Source organism: Streptomyces sp. 891-h (genome assembly GCF_022760275.1).
Classification (GTDB): Bacteria; Actinomycetota; Actinomycetes; order Streptomycetales; family Streptomycetaceae; genus Streptomyces; species Streptomyces spirodelae.
This window is the reverse complement of the sequence record NZ_CP050693.1, coordinates 4,148,553-4,165,654: the sequence shown is the minus strand read 5'-3', so window position 1 is coordinate 4,165,654 and position 17,102 is coordinate 4,148,553. Positions and strand designations below refer to the sequence as shown.

The 17,102-nt window shown below is 71.8% G+C and carries 16 protein-coding genes and 1 riboswitch; of the genes, 8 read left to right on the top strand and 8 right to left on the bottom strand.

Annotated features, from left to right (window positions below; translation table 11 throughout):
• Nucleotides 1-270 precede the first annotated feature (270 nt).
• Nucleotides 271-546, bottom strand: a complete 276-nt coding sequence (locus HC362_RS18225) for a MoaD/ThiS family protein (protein ID WP_209241468.1) — start codon at nucleotides 544-546, stop codon at nucleotides 271-273.
• Between the two features lie 142 nt (nucleotides 547-688).
• Nucleotides 689-2,023 (bottom strand): threonine synthase, encoded by a 1,335-nt coding sequence (gene thrC, locus HC362_RS18220; protein WP_243084983.1) that lies wholly within the window; start codon nucleotides 2,021-2,023, stop codon nucleotides 689-691.
• 17 nt (nucleotides 2,024-2,040) lie between these two features.
• Nucleotides 2,041-2,207, bottom strand: a riboswitch (SAM riboswitch).
• A gap of 186 nt (nucleotides 2,208-2,393) precedes the next feature.
• Here thrC and HC362_RS18215 point away from each other — a divergent pair.
• Both HC362_RS18215 and HC362_RS18210 read left to right on the top strand, forming a co-directional pair.
• Nucleotides 2,394-3,395: a glucosyl-3-phosphoglycerate synthase gene (locus HC362_RS18215; protein ID WP_243084982.1), complete on the top strand. Its 1,002-nt coding sequence runs from the start codon at nucleotides 2,394-2,396 to the stop codon at nucleotides 3,393-3,395.
• Between the two features lie 43 nt (nucleotides 3,396-3,438).
• Nucleotides 3,439-4,944: a trehalose-6-phosphate synthase gene (locus HC362_RS18210; protein WP_243084981.1), complete on the top strand. Its 1,506-nt coding sequence runs from the start codon at nucleotides 3,439-3,441 to the stop codon at nucleotides 4,942-4,944.
• 31 nt (nucleotides 4,945-4,975) lie between these two features.
• Here HC362_RS18210 and otsB read toward each other — a convergent pair whose 3' ends face one another.
• The 3 genes from otsB to HC362_RS18195 form a co-directional block, all read right to left on the bottom strand.
• Entirely contained in the window at nucleotides 4,976-5,818 is an 843-nt protein-coding gene (gene otsB / locus HC362_RS18205; protein WP_209266687.1) for a trehalose-phosphatase, read from the bottom strand.
• Between the two features lie 79 nt (nucleotides 5,819-5,897).
• Entirely contained in the window at nucleotides 5,898-6,152 is a 255-nt protein-coding gene (locus tag HC362_RS18200) for a DUF3263 domain-containing protein (protein WP_243084980.1), read from the bottom strand.
• Nucleotides 6,153-6,177: 25 nt separating this feature from the next.
• Nucleotides 6,178-7,464 (bottom strand): extracellular solute-binding protein, encoded by a 1,287-nt coding sequence (locus tag HC362_RS18195; RefSeq protein ID WP_243084979.1) that lies wholly within the window; start codon nucleotides 7,462-7,464, stop codon nucleotides 6,178-6,180.
• Nucleotides 7,465-7,705: 241 nt separating this feature from the next.
• Here HC362_RS18195 and HC362_RS18190 point away from each other — a divergent pair, with 241 nt between their 5' ends.
• The 3 genes from HC362_RS18190 (at nucleotide 7,706) to HC362_RS18180 (ending at nucleotide 11,125) form a co-directional block, all read left to right on the top strand.
• Nucleotides 7,706-8,701, top strand: a complete 996-nt coding sequence (locus HC362_RS18190) for an ROK family protein (RefSeq protein WP_279240118.1) — start codon at nucleotides 7,706-7,708, stop codon at nucleotides 8,699-8,701.
• Nucleotides 8,698-9,927 (top strand): N-acetylglucosamine-6-phosphate deacetylase, encoded by a 1,230-nt coding sequence (gene nagA / locus HC362_RS18185; RefSeq protein ID WP_243084978.1) that lies wholly within the window; start codon nucleotides 8,698-8,700, stop codon nucleotides 9,925-9,927. The genes HC362_RS18190 and nagA overlap by 4 nt, the downstream gene beginning before the upstream one ends.
• A 181-nt stretch (nucleotides 9,928-10,108) precedes the next feature.
• On the top strand, nucleotides 10,109-11,125 hold the full coding sequence (locus HC362_RS18180) for a 1-phosphofructokinase family hexose kinase (RefSeq protein WP_243084977.1): 1,017 nt from the start codon (nucleotides 10,109-10,111) through the stop codon (nucleotides 11,123-11,125).
• 63 nt (nucleotides 11,126-11,188) lie between these two features.
• Here the strand turns inward: HC362_RS18180 and HC362_RS18175 are convergent, their stop codons facing one another.
• Nucleotides 11,189-12,196 (bottom strand): hypothetical protein, encoded by a 1,008-nt coding sequence (locus HC362_RS18175; protein ID WP_243084976.1) that lies wholly within the window; start codon nucleotides 12,194-12,196, stop codon nucleotides 11,189-11,191.
• Nucleotides 12,197-12,290: 94 nt separating this feature from the next.
• Nucleotides 12,291-14,069 (bottom strand): diguanylate cyclase CdgB, encoded by a 1,779-nt coding sequence (gene cdgB / locus HC362_RS18170; protein WP_243084975.1) that lies wholly within the window; start codon nucleotides 14,067-14,069, stop codon nucleotides 12,291-12,293.
• 496 nt (nucleotides 14,070-14,565) lie between these two features.
• Between cdgB and HC362_RS18165 the strand changes: the two genes are divergently transcribed.
• Complete coding sequence (locus tag HC362_RS18165) at nucleotides 14,566-15,084, top strand: flavin reductase family protein (protein ID WP_243084974.1); 519 nt, start codon at nucleotides 14,566-14,568, stop codon at nucleotides 15,082-15,084.
• Nucleotides 15,085-15,154: 70 nt separating this feature from the next.
• On the opposite strand, the gene arfB is transcribed toward HC362_RS18165, so the two are convergent.
• Entirely contained in the window at nucleotides 15,155-15,595 is a 441-nt protein-coding gene (gene arfB, locus HC362_RS18160) for an alternative ribosome rescue aminoacyl-tRNA hydrolase ArfB (RefSeq protein WP_243084973.1), read from the bottom strand.
• Between the two features lie 254 nt (nucleotides 15,596-15,849).
• Here arfB and HC362_RS18155 point away from each other — a divergent pair, with 254 nt between their 5' ends.
• Nucleotides 15,850-16,425 carry a TerD family protein gene (locus tag HC362_RS18155; RefSeq protein WP_209266695.1) on the top strand — a complete coding sequence of 192 codons (576 nt, stop codon included), beginning with the start codon at nucleotides 15,850-15,852 and terminating at the stop codon, nucleotides 16,423-16,425.
• Between the two features lie 165 nt (nucleotides 16,426-16,590).
• On the top strand, nucleotides 16,591-17,097 hold the full coding sequence (locus tag HC362_RS18150; protein ID WP_243084972.1) for a hypothetical protein: 507 nt from the start codon (nucleotides 16,591-16,593) through the stop codon (nucleotides 17,095-17,097).
• Nucleotides 17,098-17,102 lie beyond the last annotated feature (5 nt).

Here is a 17,102-nt window from a genome sequence, read left to right as displayed (position 1 = left end):
CGGTTTCCAACGGCAACTTGGCCCGTTGTTGTCGTGGCGCTGTCGCTTCCTCATCGCGCACACCGCTGCGTTCGACGCACGGCGGGAGAGGGAACTTCCGTCACTCTACCGCCTTCCGAACCACCTCTCGTCACATGGAATCGCCCCCTCCGGTTTTCCCCGGAAGGGGCGATCACCAGGTCGAACCGCAGGTGGCGACGGTCCGACAGCACCGAGCAGAGCCCGACAGGCCCGGACAGGACCCAACGGCTCCGAACGGCTCCGAACGGGTCAGCCGCCGGCCACCGCCGGGATGATGGAGACACCCGCGCCATCCGGGGTGGGCGTCTCCAGACCCTGCTCGAAGCGGACGTCGTCGTCGTTGACGTAGACGTTGACGAAGCGGCGGAGCTTGCCCGCGTCGTCCAGCACCCGTGCGCTGATGCCCGTGTGGTTCTTCTCCAGGTCCGCCAGCACCTCGGCGAGGGTGCCGCCCTCCGCGGTGACCTCGGCCTGACCGCCCGTGTAGGTGCGGAGGATGGTCGGAATCCGGACGTTGACGCTCATGTCGATCTTCCTAACGTAAGGGGAAAAGCACCCCGGGGTCGCGCTCCGGCCCCGCTGCCGCTTAAACACCGGGGGGCGGATTTCAGCCGTCCGGTGCTCGCCGGGGCCGGCCGGGCTGCCGGGAGGGCCGGCCGGGCGGCGGTCAGGCCAGGCCGGCCTCGCGGAAAGCGGCCAGGTTGGGGCTGATCACGGCGGTGGGCCGGGCCGTCGGAGCCACGGCGTCCAGGGTCTTGAGGCCGTCACCGGTGTTCAGGACGACGGTCGTGAGGCTCGGGTCGATGGCGCCGGACTCGATCAGCTTGCGCGTGACACCCAGCGTGACGCCCCCGGCCGTCTCGGCGAAGACGCCCTCGGTCCGCGCGAGCAGCTTCATCGCGTCGACGATCTGCTCGTCGTTCACGTCCTCGACGGCGCCGCCGGTGCGCTTGCAGATGTCGATCACATAAGGGCCGTCCGCCGGGTCGCCGATGGCCAGCGACTTGGCGATGGTGTCGGGCTTCTTGACCGGCCGGACGGCGGTGGTGCCGTCCTTGTACGCGCGGGACACCGGCGAGCAGCCCTCCGCCTGCGCGGCGAAGATCCGGAACGGCTTGTCCTCGACCAGGCCGAGCTGGATCAGCTCCCGCAGCCCCTTGTCGATCTTCACCAGCTGGCAGCCGGAGGCGACGGGGATGACGAGCTGGTCGGGCAGCCGCCAGCCGAGCTGCTCGCAGATCTCGTACGCCAGGGACTTCGAGCCCTCGGCGTAGAACGGCCGCAGGTTGACGTTGGTGAAGCCCCAGCCCTCGCCCAGCGGGTCGCCGATCAGCTCGGAGCAGAAGCGGTTCACATCGTCGTAGGTGCCGTCGATCGCGACGAGGTCGCCGCCGTAGATCGCGGCCATCACCACCTTGGACTGCTCGAGACCGTCCGGGATGAACACGCACGAGCGCAGCCCCGCACGGGAGGCGGCGGCACCCACGGCGCCGGCCAGGTTGCCGGTCGAGGAGCAGGAGAGGGTGGTGAACCCGAAGGCACGTGCGGCCTCCAGGGCGATGGCGACCGGGCGGTCCTTGAAGGAGTGGGTGGGGTTGCCGGAGTCGTCCTTGACGTAGAGGCCCCCGGTCACGCCGAGCTCGGCGGCCAGCCGGTCGGCCTTGACCAACTGGGTGAAGCCGGGGTTCAGGTTCGGCTTCTCGGCGACGTCGGCGGGGACGGGCAGCAGCGGCGCGTAGCGCCACATCGAGGCGGGTCCGGCCTCGATGCGCCTGCGCAGGCCCTCCGGGTCACCGGTGGGCAGCTCGTAGGCGACTTCCAGCGGGCCGAAACACTCCAGACACACGAAGCTGGGCCCCAGCTCGGTGCGGGTACCGCACTCGCGGCAGGAGAGGGCCACTGCGGCACCGAGGTCGTGGGAGGTGTTCCCGGACGGGGCGCCGGAGGTCCCGGCGTCGTCGGAGGAAGTGGTGCTGTTCGCTGCAACTGTCTGCACAGCCATGGAGGCGAGGCCCTTTCTCCTCATCTTCCCCGTGGCGTATCTCGTCACGGGCCGGAATTGGCACCGTCCCCACGAGGCGGTCTCGCCTTTGAGGTCCGCGTACACGGACGTCCGCGTACACGCGGATCGCGGGATGGTTGCCGGGGCTTCAACGGGCCGTTCCCTCTGCCCCTCTGGATGAGCTGCACTATGGCGCCGGACGGCAGGGAGCCGCTCGGGCGTTTGTCACGGCGACCCCGAGATGCGGAGGTCACCTGCGTTGTTCAAGACTGTAACGGACGGCGGTCACGCTTGAGAGGGACGTCCGAACCGCGAGATGGATCACCGCCGCCCCATGGATCACCCCCACCGACTACAGGAAGGCGCGCACGTGCTCGATGAAGTGGGCCAATGGCTGCGGCGCCGCTCCTGGCGCGTCGCTGACCGGCCGCTGGAGGCGCTCCTGGCGGCCAAGCGCCGCACCGGCACCACCGTCAGCGTGGTGCTGCCCGCGCTCAACGAGGAGGCCACCGTCGGTGACATCGTCTCGACGATCCGCAGCGAGCTGGCCTCGCCCCGCCGCGATGCCGCAACGCCGCTGGTGGACGAGCTGGTCGTGATGAACTCGGGCTCGACCGACCGTACGGCCGAGGTCGCGGCGGCGGCCGGGGCCGAGGTGATCCACCGGGACGAGGTGCTGCCCAGGCTGCCGACCCGGCCCGGCAAGGGCGAGGTGCTGTGGCGCTCGCTCCTTGCGACCAGCGGTGACATCGTCTGCTTCGTCGACGCGGACCTGCGCGAGTTCTCGCCGGACTTCGTCACCGGCATCGTCGGGCCGCTGCTGACGGAGCCGGATGTGCACCTGGTCAAGGCGATGTACGACCGGCCGCTGTCCGGCAGCCCGGCCGGCGGCGGGCGGGTCACCGAGCTGGTTGCGCGCCCCCTGCTCAACCTGCACTGGCCGCGGCTGGCCGGGCTGGTCCAGCCGCTGGGCGGCGAGTACGCGGCACGCCGTTCGCTGCTGGAACGGCTGCCCTTCCCGGTCGGCTACGGGGTGGAGCTGGCGATCCTGGTCGACACGCTGGAGCTGGTGGGTCTCGACGCGCTGGCCCAGGTCGACGTGGGCGTGCGGCTGCACCGCAACCAGGACGGACAGGCACTCGGCCGGATGGCCACCGCCATCTACGCGGCGGCCGAGCGCCGTATCGGCAGGGGCGGCCCACCGGCATACGAGGCGCTCAGCAGGTTCGAGGGCCGGTCCGGCGGAACGGAGCTGACCCAGTTCGAGCGGGACACGACCGGCTGTTTCGTTCCCCGCGGCCACCTGGTGGACGCCGAGGAGCGGCCACCGATGTGCACGGTGCCCGAATATGGGCAGCGGGTGGCGGCCTGAGGGTGCCCTTTTGAGCGGTTTCGGCGGCAGTTAGGCTCGCCGCATGGTCGCTGGAGCAACATCATCACAGGGAGCACCGGGACCGGAGGAGGCGGCGGCACAGGTCCTCGTCGCCTCGAACCGCGGGCCCGTGTCCTACACGCTGGACGACGACGGCACGCTCACCGCGAGGCGCGGGGGCGGCGGCCTGGTCTCCGGGCTGTCGGCCATCGGGCCCGAGGCGGACGCGGTATGGGTGTGCGCGGCGCTCGGTGCGGGCGACCGCGAGGCGGCCCGGCGCTCGGGAGGTCACCTGGACGGCGGCGACACCGGCGGCCAGTCCGTACGGATGCTCGACATCCCGGCCGACACCTTCGAGGCGGCCTACCACGGCATCGCCAACTCCGTGCTGTGGTTCACCCACCACATGCTGTACCAGACGCCGCTGGAGCCCGTCTTCGACCAGGAATTCGACCGCCAGTGGACGGCGTACGAGCAGTACAACGCCGCCTTCGCGGACGCGCTCGCCCAGGAGGCCGGGCAGGGCGCCACCGTGCTGGTGCAGGACTACCACCTCACGCTCGTCCCCGGCCTGCTCCGCGAGCGCCGTCCCGACCTGCGGATCGGCCACTTCTCGCACACCCCCTGGGCGCCCGCCGACTACTTCCGGCTGCTGCCCGACGAGGTCGCGGCGAAGGTGCTGCGGGGCATGCTCGGCGCCGACCGCACCGCGTTCCTGACCGCACGCTGGGCCCGGCTGTTCACCGAGTGCTGCCGTGGGGTACTGGGGGCCACGGTCACCGAAGGTGAGGACGGCACCCTCTCGGTGACGTCCGAGGGCCGTACGACGCGGATCGGGGTGCACCCGCTGGGCGCGGACGGTGACTTCCTGCGCGAGCGGGCGCACCGTGACGACGTGACCGAGCGGATGGCACAGCTGCGCGAGCAGGTGGGCGCGGGCCCGGACGGCAGCCCCAGGCGGACCATCGTGCGGGTGGACCGCACCGAGCTGTCCAAGAACATCGTCCGCGGCCTGTACGCGTACCGGCGGCTGCTGGCCGAGCACCCCGAGTGGCGCGAGCGCGTCGTCCATCTCGCCTTCGCCTACCCCTCGCGGCAGGACCTGGCCGTCTACCGCGACTACACCGCCGAGGTCGGCCGGGTCGCCGACGCGGTCAACGAGGAGTTCGGCACCGACGGCTGGACACCGGTCGTCCTGCACGTCAAGGACGACTTCGCCCGGTCGCTGGCCGCCTACCGGATGGCGGACGTGGCGCTGGTGAACCCCATCCGCGACGGGATGAACCTCGTGGCCAAGGAGATCCCCGTGGTCTCCGACGAGGGCTGCGCGCTGGTGCTCTCCCGGGAGGCGGGAGCGTACGAGGAACTGGCGTCCGAAGCGCTCGCGGTGAACCCCTTCGACGTGCGGGAGACGGCCGAAGTGCTGCGGACCGCGCTGGAGCTGGACGCCGCCACCCGCACGGAGCGGACCCGGCGTCTGGCCGGGATCGCCACTTCACGGCCGCCGGCCAGCTGGCTCCTCGACCAGCTGGAAGCACTCAGGGCCTGACCGGTCGTGGCGGCCGCAGCACAGCCGCGGTCTACAGCTCGTCCGCCAGGGCCTCCAGCCAGGCCGCCAGCCCGGCCGGGCCCGTGACGCGGAGGTCGGCGCCGGTACGGAGCTCCTCCACCGACTCGGTGGCCGTCTCCGGCGCGCTGTAGATCAGCAGCCCGGGAACGCCCTCCCGGCGCAGCGCCTCGACGGCGTCGTACGCGGGGACGTCGCCCAGGTCGTCACCCGCGTAGGCGACGGCGGTTGCGGCCCTTTCGTGGACGTAGCCGGTCAGGGCCGCGCCCTTGTCGGCGCCGGGCGGGCGGAGTTCGAGCACCATGCGCCCGGGCTCGACCACGAGTCCGTGCCGCTCGGCGAGGGCGTACAGCGGGGCGCGCAGCCGGTCGAGCGCCTCGTCGGGGGTTGCCGCGCGCCGGGTGTGCACGGCGAGCGCCCGTCCCTTGTCCTCCGTCCAGGTGCCCTGCGGCGCCGCCGACGCGGCGAGTACGGCCGGGAGTTCGGCCCGTACGTCCGCGACCCCGGCGGGCGGTTCGGGCGCGCGTACGACCGGGTCGGCGGCGTCCCACCGTTCGGCCCCGTACGCGCCCAGCACCGTCAGGCCCTCCAGTCCGGCGACGCTCTCGAAGCCGCCGAACCGTACGGCGTCCGCGGCGGGCCGGCCGGTGATGACGGCGACGCCGGCCAGCCGCGGGGCCAGCCGCGCCAGCGCGTGCACCGCTTCGGGGCGGGCCCGCGCGTCCTGCGGGTCGGTGACGATGGGCGCGAGCGTCCCGTCGAAGTCGAGCGCGAGGACGGCTCGCGCCGGGTCGGCGAGGATGGCGGCGAGTCCGGCACGCCCTGCGGCCGTCTCCGGCATTGAGGGAAGCGACATGATCGCACCATAACCAGTGCGGGTTACCAGCACCGGTACCCGGCAAGCGCGGAGGGGTACCCCCATCAGGGGCGAGGGGTTAGTGGGTCCGGTCCCGGTTCTCCTGGCGGAGCCGCCGCAACCGATTGACCGTCACCGGGTCGAAAGCCAGCGCCCTCTCATCATCAAGCAGCGCATTCAGCTGCTGGTAATACCGCACCGGCGACATCCCGAGCCGCTCCCGGATGGCCCGCTCCTTCTCGCCGGGCGAGGCCCACCCGCGGGCGGCGAAGGCCAGCACGGCCCGGTCCTCGTCGGACAGCCCCGCACGGGCCTCTTCTTCCGCTCCGTCCACCCCTCCACCGTACGCGGCGGGTCCGTCAGGACGGTGCCGCCTTGTCCTCGGCCTCCGCCTTGCGCTGGAGGCTGGTCAGTACGCCCTTGGGGTCGCCGTCCTTCATGGCCGCCTTGCCGATGGTCTTCTTGATGACCGCGCTGGTGTCCGCCCAGGAGACCTTGCCCACCGGGTAGAACTCGGCGCCCGTGAGCTGGTCGAGGAAGGGCCAGAGCTTCTTCTGGTCCTTGTCCTTGCGCATCCGCCGGGAGGCGCTGGTGGTGACGGGCAGCAGCCCGTACTGCGAGGTGAAGGCGTAGTGGTTCTTCTCCTGGAAGACGAATTCGAGGAACTTGCCGCACGCCTCGCGGTGTCCGTGCTTGCGGAACGCCATCATCCAGTCGGCGACGCCCAGGGTGCCCTCGGCGGGGCCCTTGCTGCCGGGCAGCTTTCCGGTGCCGTAGGAGATGTGTTTCTTGTCGGCCTGCTGCATCAGGGTGGGGTGGCCGTTGAGGATGCCCACCTCACCCCTGGTGAACGCTTCGAAGAGCTGCTGCCGGTTGACGCGCTGCGGGCCGGGTTCGGTGTAGCCGGGGCCGACGAGGTTGTCGCGCAGCCACTGGAACGTCTCGATGTTCTCGGGGGAGTTGATGGTGTAGTTGCCGACGCTGTCGACATAGGCGCCGCCGTTGCCGAGCATCCACATCAGGGATTCGCCCTGTGCTTCCTCGGGGCCGAGCGGCAGCCCGTAGGGGATCTTGACCCCGGCGGCCTTGAGGGCGCGGGCAGCGGACTTGATCTCCTGCCAGCTCTCCGGCGGCTTGTCGGGGTCGAGTCCGGCCTTCTTGAAGAGGTCCTTGTTGTAGAAGAGCACCCGGGTGCTGGCGACGAACGGCAGCCCGTACTGGACGCGGCGCACCTCACCGGCCTCGGCGAGGGAGACGAGGAACTCGGCCTGCGCGGGTATCGGAAGGAGTTCGCTGACCTTGTAGAGCTTTCCCTCGGCCGCCCAGTCGGCGTACGAGTCGACCTGGGCGATGTCCGGGGGATTGCCCGAGTCGACCATGTCGGTGAGCTTCTTGCCGATGTCGTTCCAGCTGTAGACGGTGACATCGATGCGGATGTCGGGGTTCTTCTTGGTGAACCTGTCGGCGAGTTCGCGCCAGTAGGTCTTCGAGCTGTTGTCCGCTCCGGGGTTCCCGTAGTCGGCGGCGACCAGCTTCAGCGTCACCTCTCCCGATCCCGGGCCGCCGGCACAGCCGGACAGCGCGGTCATTCCGGCCGCTCCGGCCACTCCTGTGGCGGCCATACCCAGGAATCGACGCCGTTCCATCTTCTCCATACCCCTCAGCCCTGCGAACCTCAGAACGTGGCGCGAGCCACTCGGTGCCCACCTTCCCCCCTGGCACCACCAACCTCGGCCCGTCAGCGGGGAGTCTCCCCCAAGAGGCCCCGAGCGTCCAGCGAAACCGGATACCGGTACGAAATCGGCTTGGCGTCCATTCGATGATCCGGAGGCATGGACTCCTGGAGTGGACTAGACCTTTTCAGTCCTCTCGCGGAGACTGTTCCGCGTGAGTACCCGCGACGAGGCCCCCAGTACCTCTGCCCCGAGCTACGTCATCGCCCTGGACGTCGGCGGCACCGGAATGAAGGCCGCGCTCATCGGCGACGGCAACGAACTGCTGTACGAGGCGCGCAGGGCGACCGAGCGCCGGCGCGGCCCCGAGGCGGTCGTGTCCGGAATCCTCGACTTCGCCGCCGAACTGCGCGCCGTGGGGCTGCGCCAGTACGGCACCGAGCCGTCCGCAGCGGGGGTCGCCGTCCCCGGCACCGTCGACGAGGAGCACGGCATCGCCGTCTTCTCCGCCAACCTCGGCTGGCGCGACGTACCCCTGCGCACTCTGCTGAGCGAGCGCCTCGGCCGGGAGCGGGACGAGCACCTGCCGCCGCTGCCAGTGGCGCTCGGCCACGATGTGCGCACCGGCGGACTCGCCGAGGGCCGCATCGGCGCAGGCGAAGGCGTCGACCGCTACCTCTTCCTGCCCCTGGGCACCGGCATCGCGGGCGCCATCGGCATCGGCGACCGGGTCGAGGCGGGGGCACACGGCAGCGCGGGCGAGATCGGCCACATAGTCGTACGGCCTCAAGGACCGCCCTGCGGCTGCGGGCAGCGCGGCTGTCTGGAACGGCTCGCCTCGGCCTCGGCGATCGGCGCGGCCTGGGCCGCGGTCTGCGGCGACCCGGAGGCGACGGCGGCCGACGCCGCCGAGGCCGTCGCCGCGGGCGACCCCCGCGCCCAGAAGGTGTGGGCCGACGCCATCGACGCGCTGGCCACCGGCCTGGTCACGGGACTCACCCTGCTCGACCCCCGCACACTGATCATCGGCGGCGGTCTCGCCGAGGCGGGCGACACCCTCTTCGTTCCGCTCCGGGAGGCGGTGCGCGAGAAGGTCACCTTTCAGCCACTCCCGGCCATCGTGCCCGCGGCACTGGGAGACGCCGCGGGCTGCCTGGGCGCAGGGCTCCTGGCCTGGGACCTACTCTCCGCGGAGGTTACGAGCCGATGAGCAAGCGAACGGTGCTGACCGGGGCCCGGGTGGTGGTGCCCGAAGGGGTGCGCGAGAACGGCAGACTGACGGTGGAGGGCCGCACTCTCGCCGCCGTCGGCTCCACGCGGACGCCGGACTCCGCTCCGGCGCCGGAGCTGACGGGGCAGCAGACGCTCGATCCGACGGAGCGGGAGACGCTCGATCCGACGGAGCAGGAGACGCTCGATCTGACGGGGCACTGGATCGTGCCCGGCTTCGTCGACATCCATGTGCACGGCGGCGGGGGCGCCTCCTTCTCCGCCGGCAGCCACGAGGAGTCGCTGCGAGCCGTTGAGACCCACCGCAGACACGGCACCACCACCATGGTGGCCTCCACCGTCTCCGGCGACCTGGACGAGCTGTCCCGGCAGGCCGGCTCGCTCAGCGAGCTGGTCGAGCAGGGCGATCTGGCGGGCATTCACTTCGAGGGTCCGTTCATCTCCTGTCAGCGGCGCGGCGCGCACGAGGAGTCGCTGCTGCGCGACCCGGACCCCGGTGATGTGCGCAAGCTGCTGGACGGGGCGCGCGGCCGGGCCGTGATGATGACGCTCGCGCCCGAACGTCCCGGCGGGCTGGACTCGGTACGGCTGCTGGCCGACAGCGGCGTGATCGCCGCCGTCGGTCACACGGACGGCGGCTACGAGGGCACCCGGGAGGCCATCGACGCCGGAGCGACCGTCGCCACGCACCTGTTCAACGCGATGCCGCCGCTGGGCCACCGGCAGCCGGGCCCTGTCGCGGCGCTGCTGGAGGACGAGCGCGTCACCGTCGAGCTGATCAACGACGGTACCCATCTGCACCCTGCCGTCCTCCGCCTGGCGTTCGAGTCGGCGGGCGCGGGCCGGGTCGCCTTCATCACCGACGCGATGGGCGCGGCGGGCATGGGCGACGGCCGCTACCCGCTGGGCAATCTGGAGGTCGAGGTTCGCGAAGGGGTGGCCCGGCTGGTCGAGGGCGGCTCCATCGCCGGCTCCACGCTGACACTCGATCAGGCGTTCAAGCGCGCCGTCACCATCGACGGGCTGCCGGTCCCCGACGCGGTCGCCGCGCTGTCCGCCAACCCGGCGCGGCTGCTGGGCATGGCCGGGAGCGTGGGCTCCCTGGAGCCCGGAAAACTGGCCGACCTGGTGGTGCTGGACGAGGAGTTCACGCTGGTCGGCGTCATGCGGCAGGGCAGCTGGGAGGTGCGTCCGCACCCCCGCTGAGCCGGTCGGCGAGGCCGCGGGGCACGGGTACCGGCGGACACCTCCCGGCCGTAGGGTGGGGAGGCATGATCGCTCGCGCGGTCGCGTTCCATCGCAGTGTCGTTCGTCGTGGGTTGTATGTCATGAGCCGTCGGTTGTATGCCGTGAACCGTCGTGAGACGGGTGAGGGTGGTGCGCGCAGATGATCCTGACCGTCACGCTCAATGCCGCCCTCGACCTCACCTACCGGGTGCCCCATCTGGTCCCGCACGCCTCGCACCGGGTGCGGGAGGTGACCGAACGCCCCGGCGGCAAGGGCCTGAACGTCGCCCGGGTGCTCGGCGCGCTCGGCTTCAAGACGACCGTCACCGGCTTCGTCGGCGGCGAGACGGGCCGCGTCCTGCGGGCCCTGCTGGCCGCCGACGCCGCGCCGGACGCCGCGGACACCTCGCAGGACACCGCCGACGCCGCGCAGGGCACCGCGGGGAGCGGCACCGCGGGCGGTGCCACCGCGTCCGTGACCGACGCGCTGTTCCAGGTCGCCGGACGCACCCGACGCACCGTCGGCGTCGTCGACGAGACCACCGGCGACACCACCCAGCTCAACGAGCCGGGACCGCACATCACCCCCGAGGAGTGGGACGGCTTCCTGGCCGCCTACCGCGACCTGCTGGACCAGGGCCCCGACGCCGTCGCGCTGTGCGGCAGCCTGCCGCCGGGCGTGCCCGTCGGCGCGTACGCCACGCTCGTCCGCGAGACCCGCACCGCCCGGATTCCCGTACTGCTGGACACCAGCGGTGAGCCGCTCCGCCGCGGGCTGGCGGCCCGGCCCGACATCGTCAAGCCCAACGCGGAGGAGATCGCCCAGATCACCGGCACCGCCGAACCGCTGCGCGCCGCCCGCGCGGCCCAGCGGCGCGGGGCGCACGCGGTGGCCGCCTCGCTGGGCGCCGACGGGATGCTGCTGGTCACCCGGGACGGCGCCTGGAGCGCGGCCGTACCCGAGCGGCTGGCCGGGAACCCGACCGGCGCGGGCGACTCCGCCGTCGCCGGCCTGCTCTCCGGGCTCGCGGAGGACCTGCCCTGGCCGGACCGGCTGGCCCGCGCGGTCGCCCTGTCGGCTGCGACGGTGCGCTCACCGGTGGCCGGGGAGTTCGACGAGCCGACCTATGAGCTGATGCTCCCCTCGGTCCGGGTCCGCAGGGCCGAGGCCCCGTAAGGGGCTCAGCCCGCCCGGCGGCCCGGGCTCACCCGCCTGACGGCCCGGCCCGGAGGGCTGGGGCTAGCCCCAGCCCTTGGTGAGCCAGACCTGGTCCAGGTTGGCCTCGCACCCGGAGTCGCAGGAGATCTTGACCGAGTTCTGGCCCTTGTCGAGCTGAAGGTAGGAGTAGGAGTTCGTCCAGCCCTTCTCCCAGTCGCCTTCTTCGGCGTGCGAGAAGTTCTTCAGCCGCAGCGGCCGGCTCTCCGGCTTCCCGTTGACGGCCAGCGAGGCGTCCGAGTCCTTGCCCGGCACGGTGTAGCGCACATGCAGGGTGTACTTCCCGGCCGCGGGTATGCCCTTGAGCTCCCAGGTCGCCGCGGCACCGGGGTGGTTCATGTCGACGTACGCGCCGCCGCGCGACTTGGCGCCCGGCACCTGTTTGCCGACGGTGGCGCCGTCCAGGTTGAGGCTGGCCGCGTCCTCCTTGGGCAGCTTGTCCGAGACGGGCTGCTGCTTCTTGTCCTTGTCGTCTTTCGGGTTGTCGCTCGGGTCCTGCTCGTCCTGCTGGGAGCTGCCCGTCTCCTTGGCCTGCGGCTCGTCACCGCCGTCGTCGTTGAAGACGATGGCCGCGCCGATACCGATCACCACTGCGGCGACCACCGCTATCGCCCCCACCAGGAGGCCGGTCCTGCTCCGGCCGCCGCGGCCGTTGCCCGGGGCGCCCTGCTGCCGTGCGGCCGCCCGCCCGCCGGGCATCGTCTCCGGCGCGGCGTAGTGCGGGCTGGGCTGGTGTTCGGGCGGCGGAGGCTGCTGCGGGTAGCCGTAGCCGGACTGCTGCTGGGAGTAGCCGGACCCCTGCTGCGGATAGCCGTAGCCGCTGCGCTGCTGTTGCTGCGGATAGCCGTAGCCGTACTGGCGCTCGCCGACGGCACGGACCTGGTTGAAGGAGCGACGGGGGACGCCGGGCTGCTGCTGCCGGCCGGGCGCGTCCGACTGCTGGGCACCGCCCTCCTGCCGGTACAGATACGCGAACGGGTCCTCGTCGCCCCCTTCCGGCGCAGCCCCCGTGCCGTTGTTCTCGGCGGTCATCCCCTCACTCCCTACTGCGTCAGGTATCCGGGCGAGCCTACCTCTCCTGGGTGAACCCTCCGGCACGTTCGGCGGCCGAGCGGCCGGGGCGGTGTCAGCCCGCCCGGCGCTGCCCCTTGGACCGGGAGCGCTTCTCCACATACATGCGCTGGTCAGCGGATTGCAGGACCTCTTCGGCTGTCATTCCGCAGCTCGCCCAGCCGATGCCGAAGCTGGCGCCTACCCGCACCGCGCGCCCGTCAACCTGAATCGGGGGAATGATCGCGTTCCGCAGCCGTACGGCCAGATCCTGGGCCTCTGCCGGGCCCAGGCCGTCGGCCAGCACCACGAACTCGTCGCCGCCCAGCCGGGCGACCGTGTCGTCGTCCCGCACCCCGGCCTCCAGCCGGCGGGCGACCGCGATGAGGACCGCGTCGCCACAGTGGTGGCCGTAGCGGTCGTTGATGGACTTGAAGCCGTCCAGATCGCAGAAGAGAACCGCGAGCCCCTTCTCGCCGGGCCCCTCGCCCTTGGGCGGCACCGCGTGCACATGGTGCGGGTCGGTGCCGCTGTCGGCGCCGAACCCGGCGAAGCCCCCGTAGCCGGCGCCTCCCGGCGCGTCGGCAGGACGGCCGGGCGCGGGACCGCGCGGCACAGCACCGCCGGCCCCCTGCCCGGCGTCGGGTATCCCGCCCAGGCCCTCCAGGTCCCAGAAATCACCCCCGTACCCGGCTGGCCCGCCGCCCGCGTACCCGGCGGAGGGGTCGACGGACACCACCCCCGGTACGGCTCCGGCCGGTGCCACCGGACGGTCGTCGGGCCGCGCGCACAGCCGGCTGCCCAGCCGTGCCCGCAGCTCCGCGCTGTTGGGCAGCCCGGTCAGCGAGTCGTGACTGGCGCGGTGCGCGAGCTGCAGCTCGTGCCGCTTGCGCTCCTCGATGTCCTCGACGTGGGTGAGCAGATAGCGCGGCCCGTCGGCGGTGTCGGCCACCACGGAGTTGCGCAGCGAGACCCAGACGTAGCTGCCGTCCCGCCGCGCCAGCCGCAGCTCGGCCCGCCCGCCCTCGGCCGAGGTGCGCAGCAGCGTCCCGATGTCGTCGGGGTGCACCAGGTCGGAGAAGGAGTAGCGGCGCATCGCAGCGGCGGGCCGGCCCAGCAGGCGGCACAGCGCGTCGTTGATCCGCAGCAGCCGCCCGTGATGGTCCCCGCCCATCTCCGCGACAGCCATCCCGCTGGGCGCGTACTCGAACGCCTGCCGGAAGCTCTCCTCGCTGGCCCGCAGCGCCTGCTGCTCGCGCTCCAGCCGCACCAGTGCACGCTGCATGTTCGAGCGCAGCCGGGCGTTGCTGATGGCGATGGCGGCCTGGGACGCGTACATCTGCAGCGCCTCGCAGCCCCAGGCGCCGGGACGGCGGCCGTTGCGGGGCCGGTCGACGGACAGGACGCCCAGCAGCTCGCCGTCGGAGGCGCACAACGGCGCGAAGAGCCGGTCCATCGGGTGCCAGGCGTCCGGTGCGTCCCGTACCGGGGAGGGGGCGTGCCACTGCGGCACCTCGTCGTCGTCCAGCACCCAGCCCTCGGTGTACGGGATGAAGTGGAGCGCCCCCCACTGCTCGCCCATCGACAGCCGCCGCTCCCAGGCGGTACGGGGGCCGACCCGGCCCGCCATCATCGACTCGGCCGCCGCGCTGCCGGCGACGGCGGCCACCACCAGATCCCCGTCGGCCTGCACCAGGTGCACTGCCGATATCTCGAAGCCGAGGCCCTCGACCACCCCGTCGGCGACCGTCTGCAGAGTGTCGGCAAGGCTGCGGGCGGTGTTCAGTTTCGCCACTACGCGGTGCAACTGACGCAGACTGGCGAGGCGGACATAGGGCTCCGACTCGGTTTCCATAGCCCTCCCCCTGAGCCTTGTTCGTCAACTCCAGGTGCTCGTGGCGTCGCTTCCGGGCCTCACTGCCTCAGCGTCTCGGCTGCGTTTTCGGCTGCCACGGCCACTGAATCACAGCGAGCTGTTCACCCGGTACACAGGGTCAACAATTAATGCCCTCTGTGACTCAAGTCACAACAGTGCGCGATTAGTTGATTGCGCAACGTATCCCCTGGAGTGCCTGCGTACACCGTGGGTGCATGTCTGGGCATGCCGTGCGTGCACGTCCGAGCATGCAGTGTGCGCCCGTCCCGCGCATGCGGCGCGGGTGCCTCCGGCACAGCCGTGGAAACGCCCCCGATGCGGGCCGGTGCCGTCGGACGCGGGCCGGTGCCGTCGATGGTCCTAGGCCCCTTCTGGTCCCCGAGCCCGATGCGGGGGCCGAAAGGCGGCGGCTAGCGTAGCCGACGTGTCCTACGCAGTGCAGCAGCAAACGACCCCCGTGCCCCACACCCCTTCGATGCCCCATCCTGATGGAGTGAGTGACGAGGAGTTCCGCGCCGCCATGGCGCGGCTGGCGGCCGGCGTAGTGCTTGTCACCGCGCACGACCCGGAGGAAGGAGCGCGCGGCGAGGACGTCGGCATGACGGCCACCGCGTTCATGTCCGTCTCGCTGGACCCGCCGCTGGTTCTGGTCAGCGTGCGCGAGGAATCCCGGATGGACGAGCTGCTCGCACGCCAGGACCGCTGGGCGGTCTCCCTGCTCACGGAGGCCCAGACCAAGACCGCCGGTCGCTTCGCAATGAAGGCGCGGCTCAGCGACCGGCTCCTCTTCCAGGAGCTCCCCCACACCCGCGGCACCGTCAGCGGCGCCCCCCTGGTGGACGGCGCGCTGGCGGCCGTCGAATGCCGCACGGAGCAGCGGGTGACGGCGGGCGACCACACCCTGGTCATCGGGCGCGTACTGGCCACGCGAGTCACCCATGCCGAGGGTGGGCCACTGCTGTACTACAGCGGGCGGTACCGGTCGCTGAGGTGACCCCTCGCGGGAGCCGGTGAAGAAGTGCCCCTACGCGTCGTCGAGGGCTGCTTGCGGGGAACCGGGACCGTCAGTCCCAGCCGCGCCCCGTGCGGCCCCGCTTCAGTTCGCTGCGCTGCTTCTTCTGGCGCAGCCTGCGCTCATTGATCCCGCGCGGGACCTTCTTCTTGCGCCGCGGCGGTGGCGGGGGCGCCGTCGCCTCGGCGAGCAGTGAGGCCATGCGCACCGCCGCCGTCTCCCGGTTGCGCCACTGCGACCTGTGCTCACTCGCCCGTACGACCAGCACGGTGCCGTCCACCAGGCGGTTGGCCAGCCGCTCCAGCGCGCGGCTCTTCCACACCTCGGGCAGCGCCTGGGTGCCGCCCACGTCGAAGCGGAGCTCGACCTGGCTGTCGCTGGTGTTCACATGCTGGCCGCCCGGCCCCGACGAGCGCGTGAAGCGCCACGTCAGCTCGGCCTCGGGCAGGGCGACCGCGCCTCGGATGTAGTAGGGACCGGACATGGGTTCCATGGTCAGGGCTCAGGGCGCGGACGTCATCCGCTTTTCGCCCGGCTGGTTTCGTCCGGCTGGTTTCGCCCAGCTGGTCCCGCCGCGAAGGTAAAGAAAGCAAAGTCGGCCCGGAAAGCTGGAACCCGCCCGTCCCCCCGCTGCGTTGTGCAGGGTGTGAGGCGTGCGGCCGCGGACCCCGGCGAGGTTCCGTTCCGACGCCGGTGATTTCCTCGGGGATCACCACAAGAGCCAGACACGACAGAAGGGCACACCCCATGGCTGTAAGCCTGTCCAAAGGCGGCAACGTCTCGCTCACCAAGGAGGCACCGGGCCTGAGCGCCGTCACGGTCGGCCTCGGCTGGGACGTGCGCACCACCACCGGCACGGACTTCGACCTCGACGCGAGCGCCATCGCGGTGACCGCCGAGGGCAAGGTCTACTCCGACCAGCACTTCATCTTCTTCAACAACAAGGCGACGCCGGACCAGTCCATCGTGCACACCGGTGACAACCTCACCGGTGAGGGCGAGGGCGACGACGAGCAGATCAACGTCAACCTGGCCGCGCTGCCCGCCGAGATCGACAAGATCGTCTTCCCGGTCTCGATCTACGACGCGGAGACCCGCAGCCAGAACTTCGGCCAGGTGCGGAACGCCTTCATCCGCATCATCAACCAGGCCGGCGGCACCGAGATCGCCCGCTACGACCTGAGCGAGGACGCCGCGACCGAGACCGCCATGGTCTTCGGCGAGCTGTACCGCAACGGCGCCGAGTGGAAGTTCCGCGCCGTCGGCCAGGGCTACGCCTCCGGCCTGGTGGGCATCGCCCAGGACTTCGGCGTCAACGTCTGAGAGCCGCTCCGAAGCCCTGCCCGGCCGGCTCGCTGGACGGACTCGAGGCCGCGCGGCCCTGAGGGTGGCGCTCCCCACCGAGGGAGCGCCACCCGACGGCCCGCCGCCGGCCACCAGCCGCCCGCCCCGCGTCCAGCGCTCGCGCGGGCGTGACACCATCGCGGCGTGCTCGACATCGGCTACGCCCTCTCCCGCCGCTTCCCCGACCCGCCCCAGACGGACTACCGCAGCGCCGACGTGCACGCCCTGCGGCACGATCTCTTCTGCGGCGACATCTATCTCGCCGACACGGCCACCGACCGCGAGCTGTCCACAGCCTGGGGATGGGTGCCGGTGCTCGACTTCGCCTGGGCGCTGTGCGACACCGTCGAAGAACTGGACAGCGACCCGCGCGGCAGCCGGTCCCCGGGGCCGCACCGCGCCACCCTGGACTTCACCGAGTCGGCCGAACTGCTGCGCTTCACCCGCCGCTTCGGCTGGGTGGAGATCACCGCCGACTGGGCGCCCGACGACGAGGGCCCGCTCTCCTTCTCGCACGACGAGCTGCGCCGCGAGGCCCGGGACTTCCTGCACGACCTCGTGGCCGACCTCTCCGACATGCACGAGGGCCTTGAGGCCAACCCGGCCGTGTGGTCGCTGACGGCCCGCTTTCCCAGGGTCCCGGTGCCGTGAGACCG

Bases quoted from the DNA above. Each gene is read 5' to 3' on its own strand.
- HC362_RS18225 (WP_209241468.1), bottom strand. From the start codon at position 546: ATGAGCGTCAACGTCCGGATTCCGACCATCCTCCGCACCTACACGGGC.
- thrC (WP_243084983.1), bottom strand. From the start codon at position 2,023: ATGGCTGTGCAGACAGTTGCAGCGAACAGCACCACTTCCTCCGACGAC.
- HC362_RS18210 (WP_243084981.1), top strand. From the start codon at position 3,439: ATGGTCGCTGGAGCAACATCATCACAGGGAGCACCGGGACCGGAGGAG.
- otsB (WP_209266687.1), bottom strand. From the start codon at position 5,818: ATGTCGCTTCCCTCAATGCCGGAGACGGCCGCAGGGCGTGCCGGACTC.
- HC362_RS18195 (WP_243084979.1), bottom strand. From the start codon at position 7,464: ATGGAACGGCGTCGATTCCTGGGTATGGCCGCCACAGGAGTGGCCGGA.
- nagA (WP_243084978.1), top strand. From the start codon at position 8,698: ATGAGCAAGCGAACGGTGCTGACCGGGGCCCGGGTGGTGGTGCCCGAA.
- HC362_RS18180 (WP_243084977.1), top strand. From the start codon at position 10,109: ATGATCCTGACCGTCACGCTCAATGCCGCCCTCGACCTCACCTACCGG.
- HC362_RS18175 (WP_243084976.1), bottom strand. From the start codon at position 12,196: ATGACCGCCGAGAACAACGGCACGGGGGCTGCGCCGGAAGGGGGCGAC.
- cdgB (WP_243084975.1), bottom strand. From the start codon at position 14,069: ATGGAAACCGAGTCGGAGCCCTATGTCCGCCTCGCCAGTCTGCGTCAG.
- HC362_RS18165 (WP_243084974.1), top strand. From the start codon at position 14,566: ATGCCCCATCCTGATGGAGTGAGTGACGAGGAGTTCCGCGCCGCCATG.
- arfB (WP_243084973.1), bottom strand. From the start codon at position 15,595: ATGGAACCCATGTCCGGTCCCTACTACATCCGAGGCGCGGTCGCCCTG.
- HC362_RS18155 (WP_209266695.1), top strand. From the start codon at position 15,850: ATGGCTGTAAGCCTGTCCAAAGGCGGCAACGTCTCGCTCACCAAGGAG.